Source organism: Kurthia sp. 11kri321 (genome assembly GCF_001534765.1).
Classification (GTDB): Bacteria; Bacillota; Bacilli; order Bacillales_A; family Planococcaceae; genus Kurthia; species Kurthia gibsonii.
Genome location: NZ_CP013217.1, coordinates 310,491 through 328,347 on the forward strand (window position 1 = coordinate 310,491; position 17,857 = coordinate 328,347).

At 37.0% G+C, this 17,857-nt stretch carries 15 protein-coding genes and 1 riboswitch; of the genes, 11 read left to right on the forward strand and 4 right to left on the reverse strand.

What is annotated here, in order from left to right; translation table 11 throughout:
* The first annotated feature begins 74 nt into the window (after positions 1 to 74).
* The 6 genes from hemG (at position 75) to ASO14_RS01720 (ending at position 9,701) form a co-directional block, all read left to right on the forward strand.
* A complete protein-coding gene (gene hemG, locus ASO14_RS01695) occupies positions 75 to 1,484 on the forward strand; it encodes a protoporphyrinogen oxidase (protein WP_068450652.1) in 1,410 nt (469 codons plus the stop codon).
* 22 nt (positions 1,485 to 1,506) lie between these two features.
* Positions 1,507 to 2,172, forward strand: coding sequence for a class A sortase (locus tag ASO14_RS01700; protein WP_068450654.1), 666 nt, complete (start codon positions 1,507 to 1,509; stop codon positions 2,170 to 2,172).
* Positions 2,173 to 2,357: 185 nt separating this feature from the next.
* Positions 2,358 to 2,466: riboswitch (SAM riboswitch) on the forward strand.
* A 92-nt stretch (positions 2,467 to 2,558) separates the two neighbouring features.
* A complete protein-coding gene (locus tag ASO14_RS01705; protein WP_068450655.1) occupies positions 2,559 to 4,415 on the forward strand; it encodes a bifunctional homocysteine S-methyltransferase/methylenetetrahydrofolate reductase in 1,857 nt (618 codons plus the stop codon).
* Positions 4,396 to 7,830, forward strand: a complete 3,435-nt coding sequence (gene metH, locus ASO14_RS01710; RefSeq protein ID WP_156422322.1) for a methionine synthase — start codon at positions 4,396 to 4,398, stop codon at positions 7,828 to 7,830. The genes ASO14_RS01705 and metH overlap by 20 nt, the downstream gene beginning before the upstream one ends.
* A gap of 148 nt (positions 7,831 to 7,978) precedes the next feature.
* The gene (locus ASO14_RS01715) at positions 7,979 to 9,019 is read left to right on the forward strand and encodes a Delta(5) desaturase DesA (protein ID WP_068450657.1); all 1,041 of its coding nucleotides are present in this window, start codon (positions 7,979 to 7,981) and stop codon (positions 9,017 to 9,019) included.
* A 79-nt stretch (positions 9,020 to 9,098) separates the two neighbouring features.
* Entirely contained in the window at positions 9,099 to 9,701 is a 603-nt protein-coding gene (locus ASO14_RS01720) for a response regulator transcription factor (protein WP_068450659.1), read from the forward strand.
* Positions 9,702 to 9,748: 47 nt separating this feature from the next.
* On the opposite strand, the gene ASO14_RS01725 is transcribed toward ASO14_RS01720, so the two are convergent.
* The 3 genes from ASO14_RS01725 to ASO14_RS01735 form a co-directional block, all read right to left on the reverse strand.
* On the reverse strand, positions 9,749 to 10,720 hold the full coding sequence (locus ASO14_RS01725) for a proline dehydrogenase family protein (protein ID WP_068450661.1): 972 nt from the start codon (positions 10,718 to 10,720) through the stop codon (positions 9,749 to 9,751).
* A 364-nt stretch (positions 10,721 to 11,084) separates the two neighbouring features.
* Positions 11,085 to 11,849 carry an ABC transporter permease gene (locus ASO14_RS01730; RefSeq protein WP_068450663.1) on the reverse strand — a complete coding sequence of 255 codons (765 nt, stop codon included), beginning with the start codon at positions 11,847 to 11,849 and terminating at the stop codon, positions 11,085 to 11,087.
* On the reverse strand, positions 11,846 to 12,577 hold the full coding sequence (locus ASO14_RS01735) for an ABC transporter ATP-binding protein (protein ID WP_068450665.1): 732 nt from the start codon (positions 12,575 to 12,577) through the stop codon (positions 11,846 to 11,848). The genes ASO14_RS01730 and ASO14_RS01735 overlap by 4 nt, the downstream gene beginning before the upstream one ends.
* Positions 12,578 to 12,654: 77 nt before the next feature.
* Between ASO14_RS01735 and ASO14_RS01740 the strand changes: the two genes are divergently transcribed.
* Together ASO14_RS01740 and ASO14_RS01745 are read left to right on the forward strand one after the other, a co-directional pair.
* Positions 12,655 to 13,212: an Ada metal-binding domain-containing protein gene (locus ASO14_RS01740; RefSeq protein ID WP_068450667.1), complete on the forward strand. Its 558-nt coding sequence runs from the start codon at positions 12,655 to 12,657 to the stop codon at positions 13,210 to 13,212.
* A 10-nt stretch (positions 13,213 to 13,222) separates the two neighbouring features.
* On the forward strand, positions 13,223 to 13,696 hold the full coding sequence (locus ASO14_RS01745) for a methylated-DNA--[protein]-cysteine S-methyltransferase (RefSeq protein WP_068450670.1): 474 nt from the start codon (positions 13,223 to 13,225) through the stop codon (positions 13,694 to 13,696).
* 47 nt (positions 13,697 to 13,743) lie between these two features.
* Here the strand turns inward: ASO14_RS01745 and ASO14_RS01750 are convergent, their stop codons facing one another.
* Complete coding sequence (locus ASO14_RS01750; RefSeq protein ID WP_068450672.1) at positions 13,744 to 14,307, reverse strand: phosphoribosyltransferase family protein; 564 nt, start codon at positions 14,305 to 14,307, stop codon at positions 13,744 to 13,746.
* Positions 14,308 to 14,670: 363 nt separating this feature from the next.
* Between ASO14_RS01750 and ASO14_RS01755 the strand changes: the two genes are divergently transcribed.
* The 3 genes from ASO14_RS01755 to ASO14_RS01765 all read left to right on the forward strand — a co-directional run bounded on the left by ASO14_RS01755 (position 14,671) and on the right by ASO14_RS01765 (position 17,804).
* Positions 14,671 to 16,158: a nicotinate phosphoribosyltransferase gene (locus ASO14_RS01755; RefSeq protein ID WP_068450674.1), complete on the forward strand. Its 1,488-nt coding sequence runs from the start codon at positions 14,671 to 14,673 to the stop codon at positions 16,156 to 16,158.
* Positions 16,155 to 16,979, forward strand: a complete 825-nt coding sequence (gene nadE, locus ASO14_RS01760) for an NAD(+) synthase (RefSeq protein WP_068450676.1) — start codon at positions 16,155 to 16,157, stop codon at positions 16,977 to 16,979. Before ASO14_RS01755 ends, nadE begins: the two co-directional genes overlap by 4 nt.
* Before the next feature lie 186 nt (positions 16,980 to 17,165).
* Positions 17,166 to 17,804 carry a nitrous oxide reductase accessory protein NosL gene (locus ASO14_RS01765; RefSeq protein WP_082701339.1) on the forward strand — a complete coding sequence of 213 codons (639 nt, stop codon included), beginning with the start codon at positions 17,166 to 17,168 and terminating at the stop codon, positions 17,802 to 17,804.
* The last annotated feature ends 53 nt before the right edge of the window (positions 17,805 to 17,857 follow it).

Here is a 17,857-nt window from a genome sequence, read left to right on the forward strand (position 1 = left end):
AGATAAAACAATGTGGTTCCGAGTCAATTTGATTTATACTAAGGAAGAACATGAATGAACGGAGATGACAGACGTTGAGAAAAGTAGTCGTAATTGGTGGCGGTATTACCGGAATGAGTACGATGCATTACTTGCAAAAACAAGCCAAAGAACAAGGGTTGGACCTCGCTTTGACATTGATTGAAAAAGACGCACAAATCGGTGGTAAGATGGTCACAAAACAACGTGATGGTTACTTAATGGAAGTTGGTGCAGATTCCATCGTGTCGCGCCATGCGAGTGTTCGAAAATTAATCGAAGAATTACAATTAGAAGATCGAGTTGTTTATAATGACACAGGCGTTTCATATATTTTAACTGAAAATCAGTTACATGCAATTCCAGAAGATAGCGTGTTTGGAATTCCTATGAATGAACAAGCATTAAATAAAAGTACGCTTATTTCAGAAGAAGGAAAAAAAGCTGTTTTACAAGACTTAGAAAAAACCGAACTTCCTTTTACAACAAATCATTCGGTCGGAGAATTTTTAACATATTATTTAGGTGAAGAAATTGTTCAAAAACAAGTCGCACCTGTTTTATCTGGTGTCTATTCAGGTGATTTGAATAAATTAACAATTGCTTCTACTTTACCCTATTTATTTGAATATAAAAATGAATTTGGAAGTATCATGCGTGGATTTGAAGCAAATAAAGCGTTCTACCAAGAGAATGCCAAAAAGAAATTCATCTCGTTTAAAAATGGCCTAGTAGAATTATTTGAACGAATCGAAGAAACACTAGAGAACGCGACGATTTTAAAAAATACGTCGGTGGAATTGTTAAAACAAGACACGAATGGGTATAAGATTCAAATAGATACGGGTGAATGGTTAGATGCAGATGAAGTCGTATTAGCTGTACCGCACCAAGTCGCACAAAAACTATTGAAGGAAGAGCCTTTCCAACGTGATTTTGAAGAACTACAAACGGGTTCTATTATTACAGTTTACTTGGCTTATGATTTACCGAATGATGTGCTACCAGCAGATGGTACAGGATATATTGTATCATCAGGTAATGATGTAGATTGTAATGCATGTACATGGACAAGTCGCAAATGGCGTCATACTTCTAAAGAGGATAAGTTACTTATCCGTATGTTTTATAAAAAGAATAATCCTCGTTTTGAAGAATTTTGTCAGATGACAAATGATGAATTAGCACAAATAGCACGTCAAGACATCGAAAAAAGCTTAAAAATAATAGATGAACCAACATGGATTGATGTAAAAAAATGGTTTGATGCGATGCCAATTTATAATTTACAACATAAACAAGCAGTTGAACGTATTGAAAAACAAATGGTGAAATATCATCCACATGTACATTTAGCTGGTTGTTCGTATTATGGTGTGGGGATTGGTTTATGTATTCAAAATGGTGAAGAAGTTGCTACGCGAGTTATGAATCAATTTATTCAAAGACAACGAGAATTCGTATAAAGTGTGAAAGGAGGATTCCATAATGAACAGGAAATTAAGTTTAACGATTGGCATTGTTTTGTTTGTTTTAGGTGTTGCACTAATTTTCAATAAACAAATTATGGGGTTCATCGTGTCACATATGAGTAATCAAGCAATTGAGCAGTTTGATGAACAAAAAGCACAAAATGCGGATGACGTAAGCTTTGATTTTGGTAATGTGGAAAATATTAGCTTACAAGATGTATTAAAGGCACAAATGAATCAAGGTGATGTACATTCAATTGGTGCATTAAGTGTTCCCGATGTATCTTTACAATTGCCTATTTTATACGGAATTTCAAATACAAATCTAGCAATTGGCGCAGGTACATTAAAGAAGGATATGAAAATGGGGCAAGGTAATTATGCATTAGCAGGTCATAATATGAATAATGATAAAACATTATTTAGCCCTTTAACGAAAGCAAAAAAAGGAATGCTTATGTACACAACGGACTATAAGCGCGTGTATACGTATAAAATTACAAAAATCTTTATTACAGAAGCAACTGACGTTCAAGTTATCGAAAATCAAGCTAAAAAAAGACTACTTACGCTCGTTACATGTAATTATGATGGTTCGAAACGATTAATTGTACAAGGTGAGTATGTCAATGCGCGTGATTTTGATTCAAATGCTGGCGATGCATTTACGATAAAAAAATAAAATATGAAGCGTATGAGATGTGAAAAAATCTCATACGCTTTTTTTAATACCTATTACTGAATTTACGAAATATTGTGATAAAGTAAGCGCTTTTTCGTACAATATTTAGCTGAAAGTGGTAGAAGCTATTGACGGTACTCTATTTAAGAGGTATGATTCTTTTAATATTTTAAAAATTCAATAATTTCTTATCAAGAGAAGCCGAGGGACTGGCCCGACGACGCTTCAGCAACCAGCCATTTAGATGGTCAGGTGCTAATTCCAGAAGGACTTATGGTTCTTAAAAGATAAGAAGGCTAATTTTCAAGTGTCAGTTCAAACCTTCTTATGCAATGTAAGAAGGTTTTTTTATAGCTTTTTTGAAATGAAGGAAGGATGGGGAGTGTATGGGGTTACTAGAAGATTTAAAGACAAAGGTATTAACAGCAGATGGCGCAATGGGGACACTGCTCTATTCATATGGGATTGATTTTTGTTATGAAGAACTGAATGTTCGAAAGCCGGAAGTAATTGAGAATATTCATAAACTATATATTGAAGCGGGCGCTGATGTCATTCAGACGAATACGTACACAGCGAATACGATTAAGTTAGCTCGCTACGGTATTCAAGATGAATATGAAGCACTGAATCGTGCGGGTGTAGAGGTAGCGAAAAGAGCTGCAAAGAATGGCGAGTACGTACTTGGAACAATTGGTGGAATTCGAGGTATTCGTAAGGATGAACATTCACTAGATGAGATTATTGAATCACTTGTTTTACAAGCAAAAGTATTACTTGATGCAGGTGTAGATGGTTTACTACTCGAAACATTTTACGACTTAGAAGAGCTTGAAACATTAGTGAAAACAATTCGCATATTCTCAGATGGACCGATTGTAGCGCAAGTTTCGATGCATGACCCAGGGGTTTTATTAAATGGAATGAAGTTGAATGATGCACTGCAACATTTAGAAAGAGCTGGAGCTGATGTTGTCGGTGTGAACTGTCGGTTAGGCCCGTACCATACAGTGAAGGCGCTTGAAAATGTTGAGCTACCAAAGAACTCGTTCTTATCTGCGTATCCGAATGCAAGTCTACTCGATGTAGAAGAAGGAAAAGTGGTATATGAATCAGAAGCAGAATATTTTGGGCGCGCTGCAGTTGAATTACGTGATGAAGGGGTTCGCTTAATTGGTGGATGCTGTGGAACAACACCTGAACATATTCACGAAGTGAAGAAACATTTATCAGATGTTTTACCAATGGAAAATAAAGAAGTTATCACAACTAAAGAAGAAGTGATTCGTGAAGCTAATGTGTCTAAATTTGAACCACTTCACGAGAAAGTAAAAAAAGGGCGTTCCATTATCGTTGAACTTGATACACCGCGCCATTTAGAAACGGAAAAGTTTTTAGAGGGAGCAGCGATTTTACAAAAAGCGGGCGCCGATATTGTCACAATGGCAGATAATTCACTTGCTTCACCGCGTGTATCGAATGTGGCGATGGGATCGATTTTAAAATATGAAAAGAATGTACGAGCATTAGCACATATTACATGTCGTGACCGTAATTTAATCGGGCTACAATCTCATTTGATGGGCTTAGATGCATTAGGTATTCACGATATTTTAGCTGTGACAGGTGATCCAACAAAGGTAGGGGATTTCCCAGGTGCTACAAGCGTCTATGATGTATCGAGCATTGAATTACTACAATTAATTAAAAAATTAAACGAAGGTATTTCTTTCTCGGGAAAACCACTACGTAAAAAGGCAAACTTCTCTGTAGCGGCAGCATTCAATCCGAATGTACGTGTCGTCGAACGTGCCATTCCACGTTTAGAGAAAAAGATTGAAGCAGGTGCGGATTATTTCATTACACAGCCTGTTTACTCAAAAGAGAAAATTATTGAAATTTATGAAGCAACAAAACATTTAGATACACCGATTTACATCGGAATCATGCCACTAACAAGTTTACGAAATTCTGAGTTTTTACACCATGAAGTGCCAGGCATTAAGTTGTCAGGTGAAGTACTTGAACGTATGAAAGCAGCAGATGGCGATAAAGAACGCGCACAGGCAGAGGGTGTCCAAATTGCGAAAGAATTAATTGACACAGCTGCATCACTCTTTAACGGTATTTATCTGATTACACCGTTCATGCGCTACGATATGTCTGTTGAATTAATTCACTACATTAAGGAATTAGATGAAAAGGTTAAGGGAGGAAGTCACGTTGTCGAAACATCTCATTGAAGAAAGAATTAAAGATCATATTCTCGTATTAGATGGTGCGATGGGTACCATGTTACAAAATGCGAATTTAACGCCAGATGACTTTGGGGGCGATGAATATGATGGTTGTAACGAGAACTTGAATTTAACACGACCGGATGTTATTGCAGGAATTCATCGTGCTTATTTTGAAGCAGGAGCGGATATTGTCTCAACGAATACATTTGGTGGTACACCACTCGTATTAAATGAATATGATTTAGGTCATCAAGCAGTTGAAATTAATAAACGTGCTGTCGAAATTGCCAAAGAAGTAGCAGAGGAATTATCGACACCTGAGTGGCCACGTTTTGTTGCAGGTGCGATGGGCCCAACGACGAAGACATTATCTGTAACAGGTGGTATTACATTTGACGCGTTAAAGCATGACTTCTATGTACAGGCGAAAGCTTTGATTGAAGGCGGCGCAGATGTACTACTCCTTGAAACATCACAAGATATGTTGAATGTAAAAGCAGGTACACTTGGTGTTAAGCAAGCTTTTGAAGAACTCGGTAAAGAAATTCCAATTATGATTTCAGGTACGATTGAACCGATGGGAACAACACTTGCTGGTCAAAGTATTGAAGCCTTCTATATTTCAATTGAACATATTAAACCACTATCAGTTGGTTTGAACTGTGCGACGGGTCCAGAGTTTATGACTGACTACTTACGTTCATTATCTGAACTAGCAACAAGTTATGTTAGTTGTTATCCGAATGCGGGTTTACCAGATGAAGAAGGGCATTACCACGAAACACCTGACAGCTTATCGAAAAAGCTTGCTGGTTTCGTTGAAAAAGGTTGGTTAAATGTCGTAGGTGGTTGTTGTGGAACGACACCGGACCATATTCGTGCGATTCGTAAAGTGGTAGAAAATGCACCGCCACGACCATTAGAAGAAAAAGAACCGCATCATACAGTTTCAGGAATTGAAGCACTTGTATATGATGACTCTATGCGACCACTATTTGTAGGAGAACGTACAAACGTAATCGGTTCACGTAAATTTAAGCGTCTAATTATCGAAGGGAAGTTTGAAGAAGCAGCTGAAATTGCACGTGCTCAAGTGAAAAACGGTGCGCATGTTATTGATATCTGTTTAGCGAATCCTGACCGAGAAGAATTAGAAGATATGGTTAACTTCATGAAAGAAGTCGGACAAAAAGTAAAAGTACCATTCGTTATTGACTCAACAGATGAAAAAGTAATTGAGGAAGCTTTAAAGTATTCACAAGGTAAAGCGATTATTAACTCCATTAACTTAGAAGACGGCGAAGAACGCTTTGATGCTGTTATTCCAATCGTGAAAAAATATGGTGCGTCAATTGTTGTTGGAACAATTGATGAGAAGGGGATGGCTGTTGACCGTCATCGCAAACTTGAGATTGCCAAGCGTGAATACGACTTACTTGTGAATAAATGGGGCATTGAACCAGAAGATATTATTTTTGATCCACTTGTATTCCCTGTTGGAACAGGTGATGAACAGTATATTGGTTCAGCTGTTGAAACAATCGAAGGAATTCGCTTAATTAAGCAGGAGCTGCCACGTGCTTTAACGATTCTAGGTGTATCGAATGTATCGTTCGGTTTACCACCTGTAGGACGTGAAGTGTTAAATGCAGTATATTTATATAACTGTACACAAGCTGGTCTTGATTATGCGATTGTGAATACTGAAAAATTAGAGCGTTATGCATCGATTCCAGAAGAAGAAATCAATTTAGCGAATGATTTATTATTCAACACAACAGACGAAACATTAGCTGTATTCACTGATTTTTACCGAGATAAGAAAAAAGAAAAATCAGAAGATGATATTCCGAAAACTGTACCAGAACGTTTAGCTTACTATATTTTAGAAGGTACAAAAGAGGGGCTAATTGAAGATTTAGAATTAGCGCGTGAGATGTACGATACACCACTTGATATTATTAATGGACCGTTAATGGAAGGGATGGCGAAAGTCGGCAAGCTATTCAATGAAAACCAATTGATTGTAGCAGAAGTATTACAATCAGCCGGCGTAATGAAAGCAGCGGTTGCCCATCTAGAACAGTTCATGGAGAAACAAGTAGATGATGTCGGTAAGGGTAAGATGTTACTTGCAACCGTAAAAGGTGATGTACATGATATCGGTAAAAACTTAGTAGAGATTATTATGAGTAATAATGGTTATACGGTTGTAGATTTAGGTATTAAAGTTGCACCGCAAACATTAATTGAAGCCGTACGTAAAGAGAAGCCAGATATTGTCGGGTTATCAGGACTACTTGTAAAATCAGCACAACAAATGGTTATAACAGCACAGGACTTCAAAGAAGCCGGAATCGATACACCGATTATCGTTGGAGGAGCAGCATTATCGCGTCGCTTCACTGATACGAAAATTGCAGCAAACTATGATGGACCTGTGATGTATGCAAAAGATGCAATGGCAGGGCTTGAAATTATCAACCGATTACAAGGTGAGGAACGAGAAGAATTACTCGCTGAAATCGCTACAGCACAACAAAAACGTGCTGAAAAAGAAGCGAATAAACCAGCAGGAGGTACAGCTGTAGCCGTAGCAACACGTCCTGTTAAAACAGTAAGCAGTGACTTTAAAGTATATAAACCGCATGATACAGAACGTCGTGTTATTCGTGACTATTCTGTAAAGCACTTATATCCATATGTGAATATGCGTACACTAATCGGTCACCATTTAGGACTGAGAGGTTATAGTGAGGACTTACGTCTTAGCGGCGACAAACGTGCGAATGAGTTATATGATTTAGTGACAGAATACTTACAGTCAGATTTATTATCGGCTTCAGGTATGTATCAATTCTTCCCAGCGCAATCTGATGGAGATGATGTTGTCATTTATGATCCACAAGATGAGAAAACAGAGATTGAGCGTTTTACATTCCCACGTCAAGAAAAAGCACCATTCCTATGTTTAGCAGACTTCTTAAAGTCTAAAGATAGTGGAGAGATGGATTATGTAGGTTTTATGCAAGTGACAGCAGGGCATGGTGTAAGAGAATATGCACAACGATTAAAAGAGCAAGGGAAGTTTTTAGAAAGTCATGCGTTCCAAGCAACAGCGCTTGAACTTGCGGAAGGATTTGCAGAGCGTATTCACCAAGAAATGCGTGACCATGCAGGTTATCCAGATGCGACAGACTTTACAATGCGCGACCGTTTTGCAGCGAAGTATCAAGGTCAGCGCTTCTCATTCGGCTATCCAGCATGTCCGAATTTAGAAGATCAAGAAAAGTTATTTAAATTGTTACGACCAGAGGATATTGGGGTAGAGTTAACAGAAGGCTTTATGATGCAACCAGAAGCATCTGTTTCTGCGATGGTATTTAACCACCCAGATGCTCGTTACTTTAACGTATAAAATGAAAAGCGTTCGATATGAGATATTGAACGCTTTTTCCAATGGGTCATTTTAAGTGACATTTGTCATATGACATCTATGACAATCACCCCTATGTGAATAGTCCATACCCCTTTAAGATTAAGGAAATAGGGATGGGGGCAAAAGAATGGAACGTGAAAGAACAAAAGAGTTACACAAAGCGGTTCAACCGTTTGCAAAATCAGATCGCACCAAAAGTATTTTCCAATTGATGAACACTATTATTCCACTAGTAGCTATGTGGGTAATTGCATATATGATTATTGACCAGACAGTTGTAGGAGCGATTGCACTGAGTATTGGTGCAGCATTCTTCGCAATTCGTACCTTTATTATTTTCCATGATTGTACACATGGGTCGTTCTTTAAAAACAAAAAAGCAAACGCAGTATGGGGAACAATTACAGGGATTTTAACGATGTTTGGCTATTCACAATGGCGTCATGAACATCTTTTACACCATGCATCAAGCTCAAATTTAGATGCACGCGGTGTAGGCGATATTTGGATGATGACAGTAGAAGAATATCAACAAGCATCAAAAATGAAGAAAATCGGCTATCGTTTATACCGAAACCCACTTGTTATGTTTGGGCTAGGGCCACTATTCTTACTATTAGTAGTAAACCGTAAAAATCGTCGTGGTGCGCGTATGCCAGAACGTATGAATACGTATTTTACAAATATCGTATTAGTCGTGCTATATGGTGCAGTCATTTATTTCTTAGGTCTTGTACCATTCTTGCTTGTAACCGGATTATCAATGTATATCGCAGCGATGCTAGGTGTATGGTTATTCTACATTCAACATACATTTGAAGATTCATACTTCGAAGAGAAGAGTGAATGGAGTTATGTGAAAGCAGCAGTAGAAGGTAGTTCATATTATAAATTACCAGCTGTTTTACAATGGTTAACAGGAAATATCGGTTTCCACCATGTACATCATTTAGCGCCACGTATTCCAAACTATGCACTAGAAGAAGCGCATGAAAAAACACCACCATTACACTATGCAACGACGATTACATTAAAATTAAGTTTGGCATCACTTAAGTTCAAATTATATGATCCAGAGACATATCAATTTATTACATTTAAGCAGTTGCCACAACATATCCGTAAAACATCAGTAAAACCAATTTTACCAATTAAAAAAATTGTATAGTACGGGGGCGAGGATGAATGCTTTTATATTCCTCGCTTTTTGTTATAATATGGAGAATGAGACGAGAGGTGTGAGCAGCATGATTAAAATTGTCATTGCAGAAGATCAGGGCATGTTACTAGGCGCTATGAAGGCATTAATTAATATGGAAGATGATATGGACGTTGTGGCAATCGCTCAAAACGGTGAAGAGGCACTTGAGAAAATTGCAGAACATCAACCAGACATCATCATCATGGATATTGAAATGCCGGGTAAAACAGGGCTAGATGTAGCAGAGCAATTAAAAGATCAAGAATATAAAATTATTATTTTAACGACATTTGCACGCCCAGGATACTTTGAACGAGCGAAAAAAGCAGGAGTACGTGGGTATTTATTAAAAGACAGTCCAATTGAGGAACTTGTCAACTCAATTCGCGTGATTGTGGATGGTCGTCGTATTTACGCGCCTGAATTAATTGACATCGTATATGAAGATGATTCGAACCCTTTAACAGAGCGTGAATCTGAAGTACTTGGTCTTGTTGCCGAAGGAAAAACAACGAAAGAAATTGCAAAAGAATTGTTTTTATCGCCAGGAACAGTAAGAAATTATATCTCAACAATTCTGGATAAGTTAGATGTAAGTAATCGCATTGAGGCGATTGCGCGTTTTAAAGAAAAAGGTTGGAACAAATAGTAAAGAGAGGATGGGAATAAGAACCCTACCTCTCTTTTTTGTATCGACTATTTTTTCTTGGTGAGGCGGCCCAATAAAAATGCGGCTGCACCAATGCCAATCAATGTATTTGTTTTTTTATTGAACACTTGTTTAGCAACAAGATTTATATTTTGCGGGCGTTCTGCTAAACGACGCATAAAGTATCCATACCAATCTTCGCCATATGGAATATACGTGCAGAATGGATAACCCTCATCTGCAAGTGACTTTTGTAAATCTGTTCGGAAACCATAGAGCATTTGGAATTCATATTTTTCTTTTGCAATCGCTTGTTCTCGAATAAAAGTTTGAAGATGCGCGATGATACGATGATCATGTGTTGCAATCGATGTGAATTTTCCGTTTAATAGATGGTATTCAGCTAAACGGATAAAGTTGGCATCAATTTCACCTTTTGTTTGAAAAGCAACCGTTTCAGGCTCTTTATAAGCACCCTTTACAATTCTGACACGCGTGTTCTTCAATGTTTCTAAATCATCCATAGCGCGATGAAGATAGGATTGAATAACAGTTCCCACATTGTCATACGTTTTTGAAAGTTGTAAAACGAAATCAAGTGTCACTTGTAAACGTTCATAGTTCTCCATATCGAAATTCACGAATAGTTTGTATTGTTGCGCACAACTTACGATTTCCTCAATGTTTTGATAGCAAAAATCAACATTTAAGTCGAGACCAAGCTGTGAAGGCTTAAGTGAGATGTGCGCATCGAGTTGATGCTCATGTATCACTTCAATCATGCGTAGAATTTCTTCTTTTGCAGCGATCGCTTCTGCTTCATTTTGAACAAATTCCCCTAAATGGTCGACTGTACAAGAAATCCCCTGTGCGTTTAGTTTCTGAATACTTATAATGACTTCATCTAAATTTGTTCCTGCAACAACAGTTTGTGCGCCAAGCTTTAAACCATATTTTTTTGCGTTGTCATTTAAAAATTGATTTTCAGATAATGCGATGAAAAAATCTTTAAGTGCCATATAGCAGACCCCTTCGCTAATGAATTTAAAAGTTTACCGTTCTTTAATTAAAACATAAAATTCTTAGAAAAACATAAATTTTATGGTAGATGTAGAGAATCTTTTGAATAGAAAGAATTTATATTTTATATAAAAGCAAATGTGAGCATAAAAATTGAGAACGAATTCTATCCATTATAAGATAGACTTGTAGCTGAAAACTAATGATTTTAAACCTTTTTGGACTATTTTGTTACAGAATTTACACTGTTTTATGACAAACGAGTTGCAATTGAGTCTCAAAATCTGTAACTTGTTACTAGGTACAAAATTAATATTATGACAAAAAAGTCGTCTTCTCACATGGAATGGGAAGACGATTTTTTCATTCACCAGAAAATTTTTCATGAATCATTTGCATTTGTTTATTGAACAGTGTTGGATACGATAAAAATCCTAAAATAACACTCGATAATGCAGCTGTAGATAGTAGCATGAAAAGAACGAGTAACTGGAATTGTACCGCTTGAATAGGATCAGCTCCTGCAATAATTTGACCACTCATCATACCAGGGAGTTGAACCAATCCGATTGTTTTTTGGCTTTCAATCGTTGGAATCATACTCGCTTTAATCGAAGAGATCAACTGTCTATGAATCGCTTGTTTTGGTGTACCACCTAATGACAAGATTAATTCAATCTGGTCTTCATAGGCTTCAATTTCAGAAGAGAAGCGATTTAAAAATAGAATAGAGAGAACCATCGCATTTCCAATTGCCATACCACTTAGGGGAATCATATATTGAGGTGTAGCTGGTACTACGTTTAGACCAATTAAAATAGACATTGTAATCACTTCAACTGTTAAAAATGTGACGACAAGTTTCCACGTGATCCCATCAATATGTGAACCTTTTTTTCGCGCATTTAATGTAGCGGCTAAAACCATTAAACCAATCATCAGTCCTGTATAAAGATAACCATCACTTGTAAAAACAAATTTTAGAATATACCCGACAATGAGTAGTTGAACAATCGAACGAATCGTTGCGATGATTGTGTCTTTTTCTAATTGTAAGTGTAGCGTTTTTGAAAGAATTAAAGGAATTAAAACGAATAATAAAGTAATCGCAAGTGCTGTATAACTCATGCATCTACCCCCTCAATAAATTGTTTAACTCGCTCATTCTTCGGTGACTTTAGAATGGAACTCTCGCCTGCTTCTATCAATTGGCCATCCATCAATACCCATACATAATCACCTAAATGAATCGCTTGCTCTAAATTATGTGTAATCCAAATAATTGTTACATGGTATTTTTTATTAATCTTTTGAATAAGCTCCTCAACTTCACGTACAGAAATACGATCGAGTGCAGAAGTAATCTCGTCTAATAATAAAATTTTATTGCGATTGACGAGTGTACGTGCAATGGATACACGTTGTTTTTGCCCGCCAGATAAGTCCAATGCATCCTTTTTAAGAAACGTTTCGTCTAGTCCGACGTCCTGTAAGATAGAGATGGCATCTTCTCGTGATAATTGTTGGTTTTGAAGTGTACGTGGAAGGTTCAAGTTATCATAGACTGTTCCTTTAATCATAGGAGCAGATTGAAGGGCAATTCCGACTTCTCTGCGTAAATCAACAGGGTTATAATCCTGTGCATTTTTATTATAGATTTGAATCTCTCCGCTTGTTGGGGAGATGAGACGATTACACATCTTGAGTAAAGTTGTTTTACCAGCACCAGAAGGACCAACGAATGTGGTGATTTTCCCATCTGGAATAGATCCTGTAATGCCATTTAAAATCGTTTGTCCGTCAATTGTTAGATGAACATCTTGAAAATGTATAGCAGGTTGATAAATTGAATTCAAAAAAACCACTCCTTTAAAATCAGTTCGATAAAATAGATGTTTAATTAGAAAGAAAAAAGAAATTAGGTGATGATTATATGTTAGGACGTACGCCAACAGAATTTGAATGGCAAGCAATTCAAATGAGAACTTCAAGTGTAGACCGTGAATTTGTTTACGCAATTACGACAACAAAGATTTTTTGTAAGCCGTCATGTCCATCTTGTAAGCCAGATGTAGAACATGTACGCATCTATAAAAATAGTGACTTAGCAATGGAATCAGGTTATTATCCATGTAAACGTTGTAAACCAGGTGGCTTAAAACTAAGTAATCAAGACTGGACGAATCAGATGAATGCTTATATGGATCAATATTATCAAGAACATATTACATTACGTGTCTTAGCAGATGAATTTCATAGTAGCCCCTATCATTTACAACGTGTATATAAAAGTGTAAAGGGTTATACACCAACAGAATACTTACAAAAAGTACGCATTCAGCGTGCAGTGGAGTTATTAAAACACACGTATTTATCAGTTGAAGAAATTGGACATCAAGTGGGATTACATAACACGTCTTATTTTATAACATTATTTAAAAATTTGGTTGGTACAACACCTAAACAATATAAAAAAACGTTAGAAAGTTGAGTGTGATGTTATGTACTATACGGAATGGCAAGCGCTAGAAACGAAATTTTATGTTGCTTGTACAGAAGAAGGGCTGTCTTTTGTAACGAATGATTGGGATGAATTGAATGAATACGCAGATCATCTGATTCGAGATGACTTGAAGTTAGCGCCATTCATAAACCATTTTGAAGCATATGCAAAAGAGCAAGTATTCAAATTGGATCAGATAACAATGGATTTACAGGGAACAGATTTTCAAAAAAAAGTTTGGCAAGAGCTCTTAAACATTCCGTATGGTGAGACCCGTTATTATGCACAAATAGCAGAAGCGATTGGTAAGCCAACTGCGACACGTGCTGTAGCATCTGCAATTGGAAAAAATCCTTTACTCATCGTCATTCCATGTCATCGTGTTATTGGAAAGAATGGTAAACTAACAGGATTTCGTAGCGGTTTACCACTGAAAGAGCGTTTGCTACAACATGAAAAAATTCAAATATAATGATGAAGGAGGACAGATGATTATAAAATCATTCTGTCCTCCTTTTGTTATGTATGTGATGGATTTGGTATGTGATTAGTGAAAAGTGGTAGCTTGTCTAAATGAATCACATCGCAACGACCAATGGAGTCGCCTTCTACTAAGATACAAGCTTTTGCAACAATTTCACCGCCAGCTTTTTGTACAAGAGCTTCTAATGCTTCAAGAGAAGAACCTGAGCTAATAACATCATCAACAATGGCAACACGTTTATAATTTAAAAAAGCAGCATCCTCATAGCCAATTGCTAAAATCTGAGGTGTCGACGTTGTAATTGAGTTTACTTCATGAATCATGGGTTGGTTCATATAACTTTTTATTTGTTTGCGTGCGACAACATAGCGTGGTAACTGTAACTTCTTCGATAGTTCATAAACAAGTGGTATACCTTTTGCTTCTGCTGTGATAAGTACATCAACATGTGGTAATTTTTCAGCCAGTTTTTGTGCAGCTACTTCAACAAGTTCTACATCCCCAAGTAAATCAAAACTTGCAATTGATAAGTTTTCTTCGATTTGAACGATGGGTAAATGACGTGTAAATCCAGCAATTTGAACCGTATAGGTCTTCATGTGAACTTCTTCCTCTCCTCTTTTAAATTCCAAACACAACGTCAAAAAAGCATATGTAAGGAATAGGAAAATATGGTGCCTATTTAGTTTAATCGCTATAGTCGAATACTTCAAATGATTTTTGTAAGTGGTTTACTTTTTACATGGTATAATAGCACTTACAAAATGTGTATGTGTCAAAGTTATGACAAGATAGACGACTTACCTCTTATTTTTTGCTATGATAATAGACATACATATTTATTTTAGCGTTGAAATATATGAGAAATGACTTGAAATGGAGCCATTCGGGTAGTATACGGAGTAATTCGCTAAATGAAGTATTAAATGACTAAATGAAACAGTGGAAGAAGGAGTATAAAGATGAAAGCAACTTACCCTGACGACAGCTTAGCGTTACACACAGACTTATATCAAATTAATATGGCAGAATCTTATTGGGCGGATGGGATTCATAATCGAAAATCAGTGTTTGAACTTTATTTTAGAAAACTTCCATTTGGCAATGGATACGCTATATTTGCCGGTTTGGAACGTATGCTTGAGTATTTACGAGATTTTAAATTCAGTGAATCTGATATTGCCTATTTACGTGATGAAGTAGGTTATCAAGAAGATTTTATTGAGTATTTGAAAGATCTACGTTTTACAGGTGATGTTTATTCAATGGTAGAAGGTGAGATTGTCTTTGGCAATGAACCAATTGTACGCATTGAAGCGCCTCTTGTAGAAGCGCAATTAATCGAAACAGCTCTCTTAAATATTGTGAACTACCAAACATTAATCGCAACAAAAGCAAGTCGTATTAAACATGTAGCAGAAAATGAGATTGTAATGGAGTTCGGTACACGTCGCGCGCAAGAGATGGATGCAGCGATTTGGGGTACACGTGCTGCCATTATTGGTGGATTTGAATCAACAAGTAATGTGCGCGCAGGAAAACTATTTGACCTCCCTGTCGCTGGAACACATGCACATTCACTTGTTCAATCTTATCGTAGTGATTATGAAGCGTTCCATGCATACGCACGTCGTCACCGAGACTGCGTATTCTTAGTTGATACATTCGATACGTTAAAATCCGGTGTTCCTTCAGCGATTCAAGTTGCAAAAGAATTAGGTGACAAAATTAACTTTATTGGTATTCGTTTAGATAGCGGTGATATTGCTTTTCTATCAAAAGCTGCTCGAAAAATGTTAGACGAAGCAGGATTCAAAGACGCAAAAATCGTTGTTTCAAATGATTTAGATGAATACACGATGTTGAACTTAAAAGCACAAGATGCAAAAGTGGATATGTGGGGAATCGGTACAAAGATTATTACAGCCTATGACCAACCAGCATTAGGCGCAGTCTATAAAATTGTATCAATTGAGGACGAACATGGTGAGATGGTCGATACAATTAAGATTTCTGCAAACGCAGAAAAAGTAACGACACCAGGACGCAAAAAGCTATATCGCATTATCGATCGTGAAAATGGTAAGGCTGAGGGTGATTACATTACGATGTATGATGAAGACCCACAATCAGAAGAGAAAATTAAGATGTTCCATCCTGTTCACACATTCATCTCAAAATTTGTCACAAACTTTGAAGCGAAGAACTTACACACAAAAGTGATTGAACAAGGGGAAGTCATCTACACAAGCCCAACAGTGCATGAGATGAAGCAATATGCAAAAGACAACTTACAATTACTATGGGATGAATATAAGCGTTCACTGAATCCAGAAGAATATCCTGTTGATTTAAGCCAAAAATGTTGGGATAACAAAATGCGTAATATCGCAGAAGTACAAGAAATGATTAAGGTGGTAAATGATCGAATTGGGGGCTTTGAAAAATGACACTTCAACAACAGATTATAAAAGAATTACATGTACAACCAACGATTAATGTACATGAAGAAATTCGTCGTACAATTGATTTTTTAAAGGAATATGCATACAAGCACGCGTTCGTAAAAGGCTTCGTATTAGGTATTTCAGGTGGACAAGATTCAACATTGGCAGGCAAACTAACACAAATGGCTGTGGATGAATTGAATGATGAAGCAGGTGAACAGCGCTATACGTTTTATGCAGTACGCCTTCCTTACGGTGTACAAGCAGATGAATCAGATTGTAATGATGCGCTTGCTTTTATGAATCCAACACAGGTTTATACAGTGAATGTAAAACCAGCAGTAGATGCAGGTGTTCAAGCTTTAGCAGACGCAGGTATTACATTATCTGACTTTATCAAAGGAAATGAAAAAGCACGTGAACGCATGAAAGTCCAGTTTGCGATTGCGGCTGCGAAACAAGCAGTTGTCATTGGCACAGACCATGCGGCAGAGGCAGTAACAGGTTTCTATACAAAGTACGGTGACGGTGGTGCAGATTTAACACCTTTATGGCGTTTGAATAAGCGTCAAGGTCGCGCGATGTTAGCGGAACTCGGATGTCCAAAACATCTATATGAAAAAACACCAACTGCCGATCTTGAGGAAAATCGTCCTTCTCTGCCAGATGAGGTAGCGCTTGGCATCACATATGATGAAATTGATGATTACTTGGAAGGTAAGGAAATTCCAAAAGCAGCACAAGAAACACTTGAAAAGCATTATTTACGCTCACAACATAAACGTCATCTACCAATTACCGTGTACGATGATTTTTGGAAATAGTATGTTCGTGTAGAATGAAAGAGACCGTACAAAATTAAGTACGGTTCTTTTTTTTATGTGAAAAGTTTCGATGATTTTTTTCTAATAGATTTCATTTTTGACGAAAAAAAGTCACATGAACTTTCATCTTATTTCACAATTGACCGTTAGAGTATAAAGTGAATGAAAAAAAGGAGTGGAAAATATATGAAATATCGTTTAGGAATTAGTGCATTAATTGCTATGTCATTATTAACGGCTTGCGGAAATACAGAAGATGAAGCGAAGAAAGAGGAATCACCAAAGACAACTGCTTCAACAACACAAACTGAAAATCAAACAAAAGATTCAAATGGTACAACTGTAGTGGATGGCATCACATTAAAAGAGCCAGCGAAAGATGAAGTGTGTGCATTTTGTAATATGACTGTTTATCAAAAGTCGGATGAAATGGGCGCATTTACAGCTCAAGCTGTCGACAAAGACGGGAAGAATTTATTCTTTGATGATGCAGGTTGTATGTTAAACTATGAAAGAAAGCACGACGTAACGCTTGATAAATATGTGAGAAACTACGATGATAAGAGTTGGATGAAACTTGATGATGCAGTTGTTGTCAAAGGCGACATTAAAACACCAATGCATTATGGTTTTGCTTACTTCAAAGACGATGCAAGTGCAAAAGCTTTCACAGACAAACATAAAGGTGCAAAAATCGTAAAAGTAAGTGACATTGATGATGTAGCACACGAAAAGTACAAAGCAGCAAATGGTGGCGGTCACCACGGTGATAGTAAAGAAGACCATAAAGACAGCGAAGAACATTCAGATAACAGCGGTCATTAAGTAAATAATACATGAAGTGGAGTTGTCCTTTTGGGCAATTCCCCTTTGTAGTT

What these genes read in the sequence shown, in the direction of transcription:
- ASO14_RS01700 (WP_068450654.1), top strand. Translation starts at nt 1,507, where the DNA reads ATGAACAGGAAATTAAGTTTAACGATTGGCATTGTTTTGTTTGTTTTA.
- ASO14_RS01715 (WP_068450657.1), top strand. Translation starts at nt 7,979, where the DNA reads ATGGAACGTGAAAGAACAAAAGAGTTACACAAAGCGGTTCAACCGTTT.
- ASO14_RS01745 (WP_068450670.1), top strand. Translation starts at nt 13,223, where the DNA reads ATGTACTATACGGAATGGCAAGCGCTAGAAACGAAATTTTATGTTGCT.
- ASO14_RS01765 (WP_082701339.1), top strand. Translation starts at nt 17,166, where the DNA reads ATGAAATATCGTTTAGGAATTAGTGCATTAATTGCTATGTCATTATTA.
- ASO14_RS01720 (WP_068450659.1), top strand. Translation starts at nt 9,099, where the DNA reads ATGATTAAAATTGTCATTGCAGAAGATCAGGGCATGTTACTAGGCGCT.
- ASO14_RS01705 (WP_068450655.1), top strand. Translation starts at nt 2,559, where the DNA reads ATGGGGTTACTAGAAGATTTAAAGACAAAGGTATTAACAGCAGATGGC.
- ASO14_RS01730 (WP_068450663.1), bottom strand. Translation starts at nt 11,849, where the DNA reads ATGAGTTATACAGCACTTGCGATTACTTTATTATTCGTTTTAATTCCT.
- ASO14_RS01725 (WP_068450661.1), bottom strand. Translation starts at nt 10,720, where the DNA reads ATGGCACTTAAAGATTTTTTCATCGCATTATCTGAAAATCAATTTTTA.
- ASO14_RS01755 (WP_068450674.1), top strand. Translation starts at nt 14,671, where the DNA reads ATGAAAGCAACTTACCCTGACGACAGCTTAGCGTTACACACAGACTTA.
- ASO14_RS01750 (WP_068450672.1), bottom strand. Translation starts at nt 14,307, where the DNA reads ATGAAGACCTATACGGTTCAAATTGCTGGATTTACACGTCATTTACCC.
- ASO14_RS01740 (WP_068450667.1), top strand. Translation starts at nt 12,655, where the DNA reads ATGTTAGGACGTACGCCAACAGAATTTGAATGGCAAGCAATTCAAATG.
- nadE (WP_068450676.1), top strand. Translation starts at nt 16,155, where the DNA reads ATGACACTTCAACAACAGATTATAAAAGAATTACATGTACAACCAACG.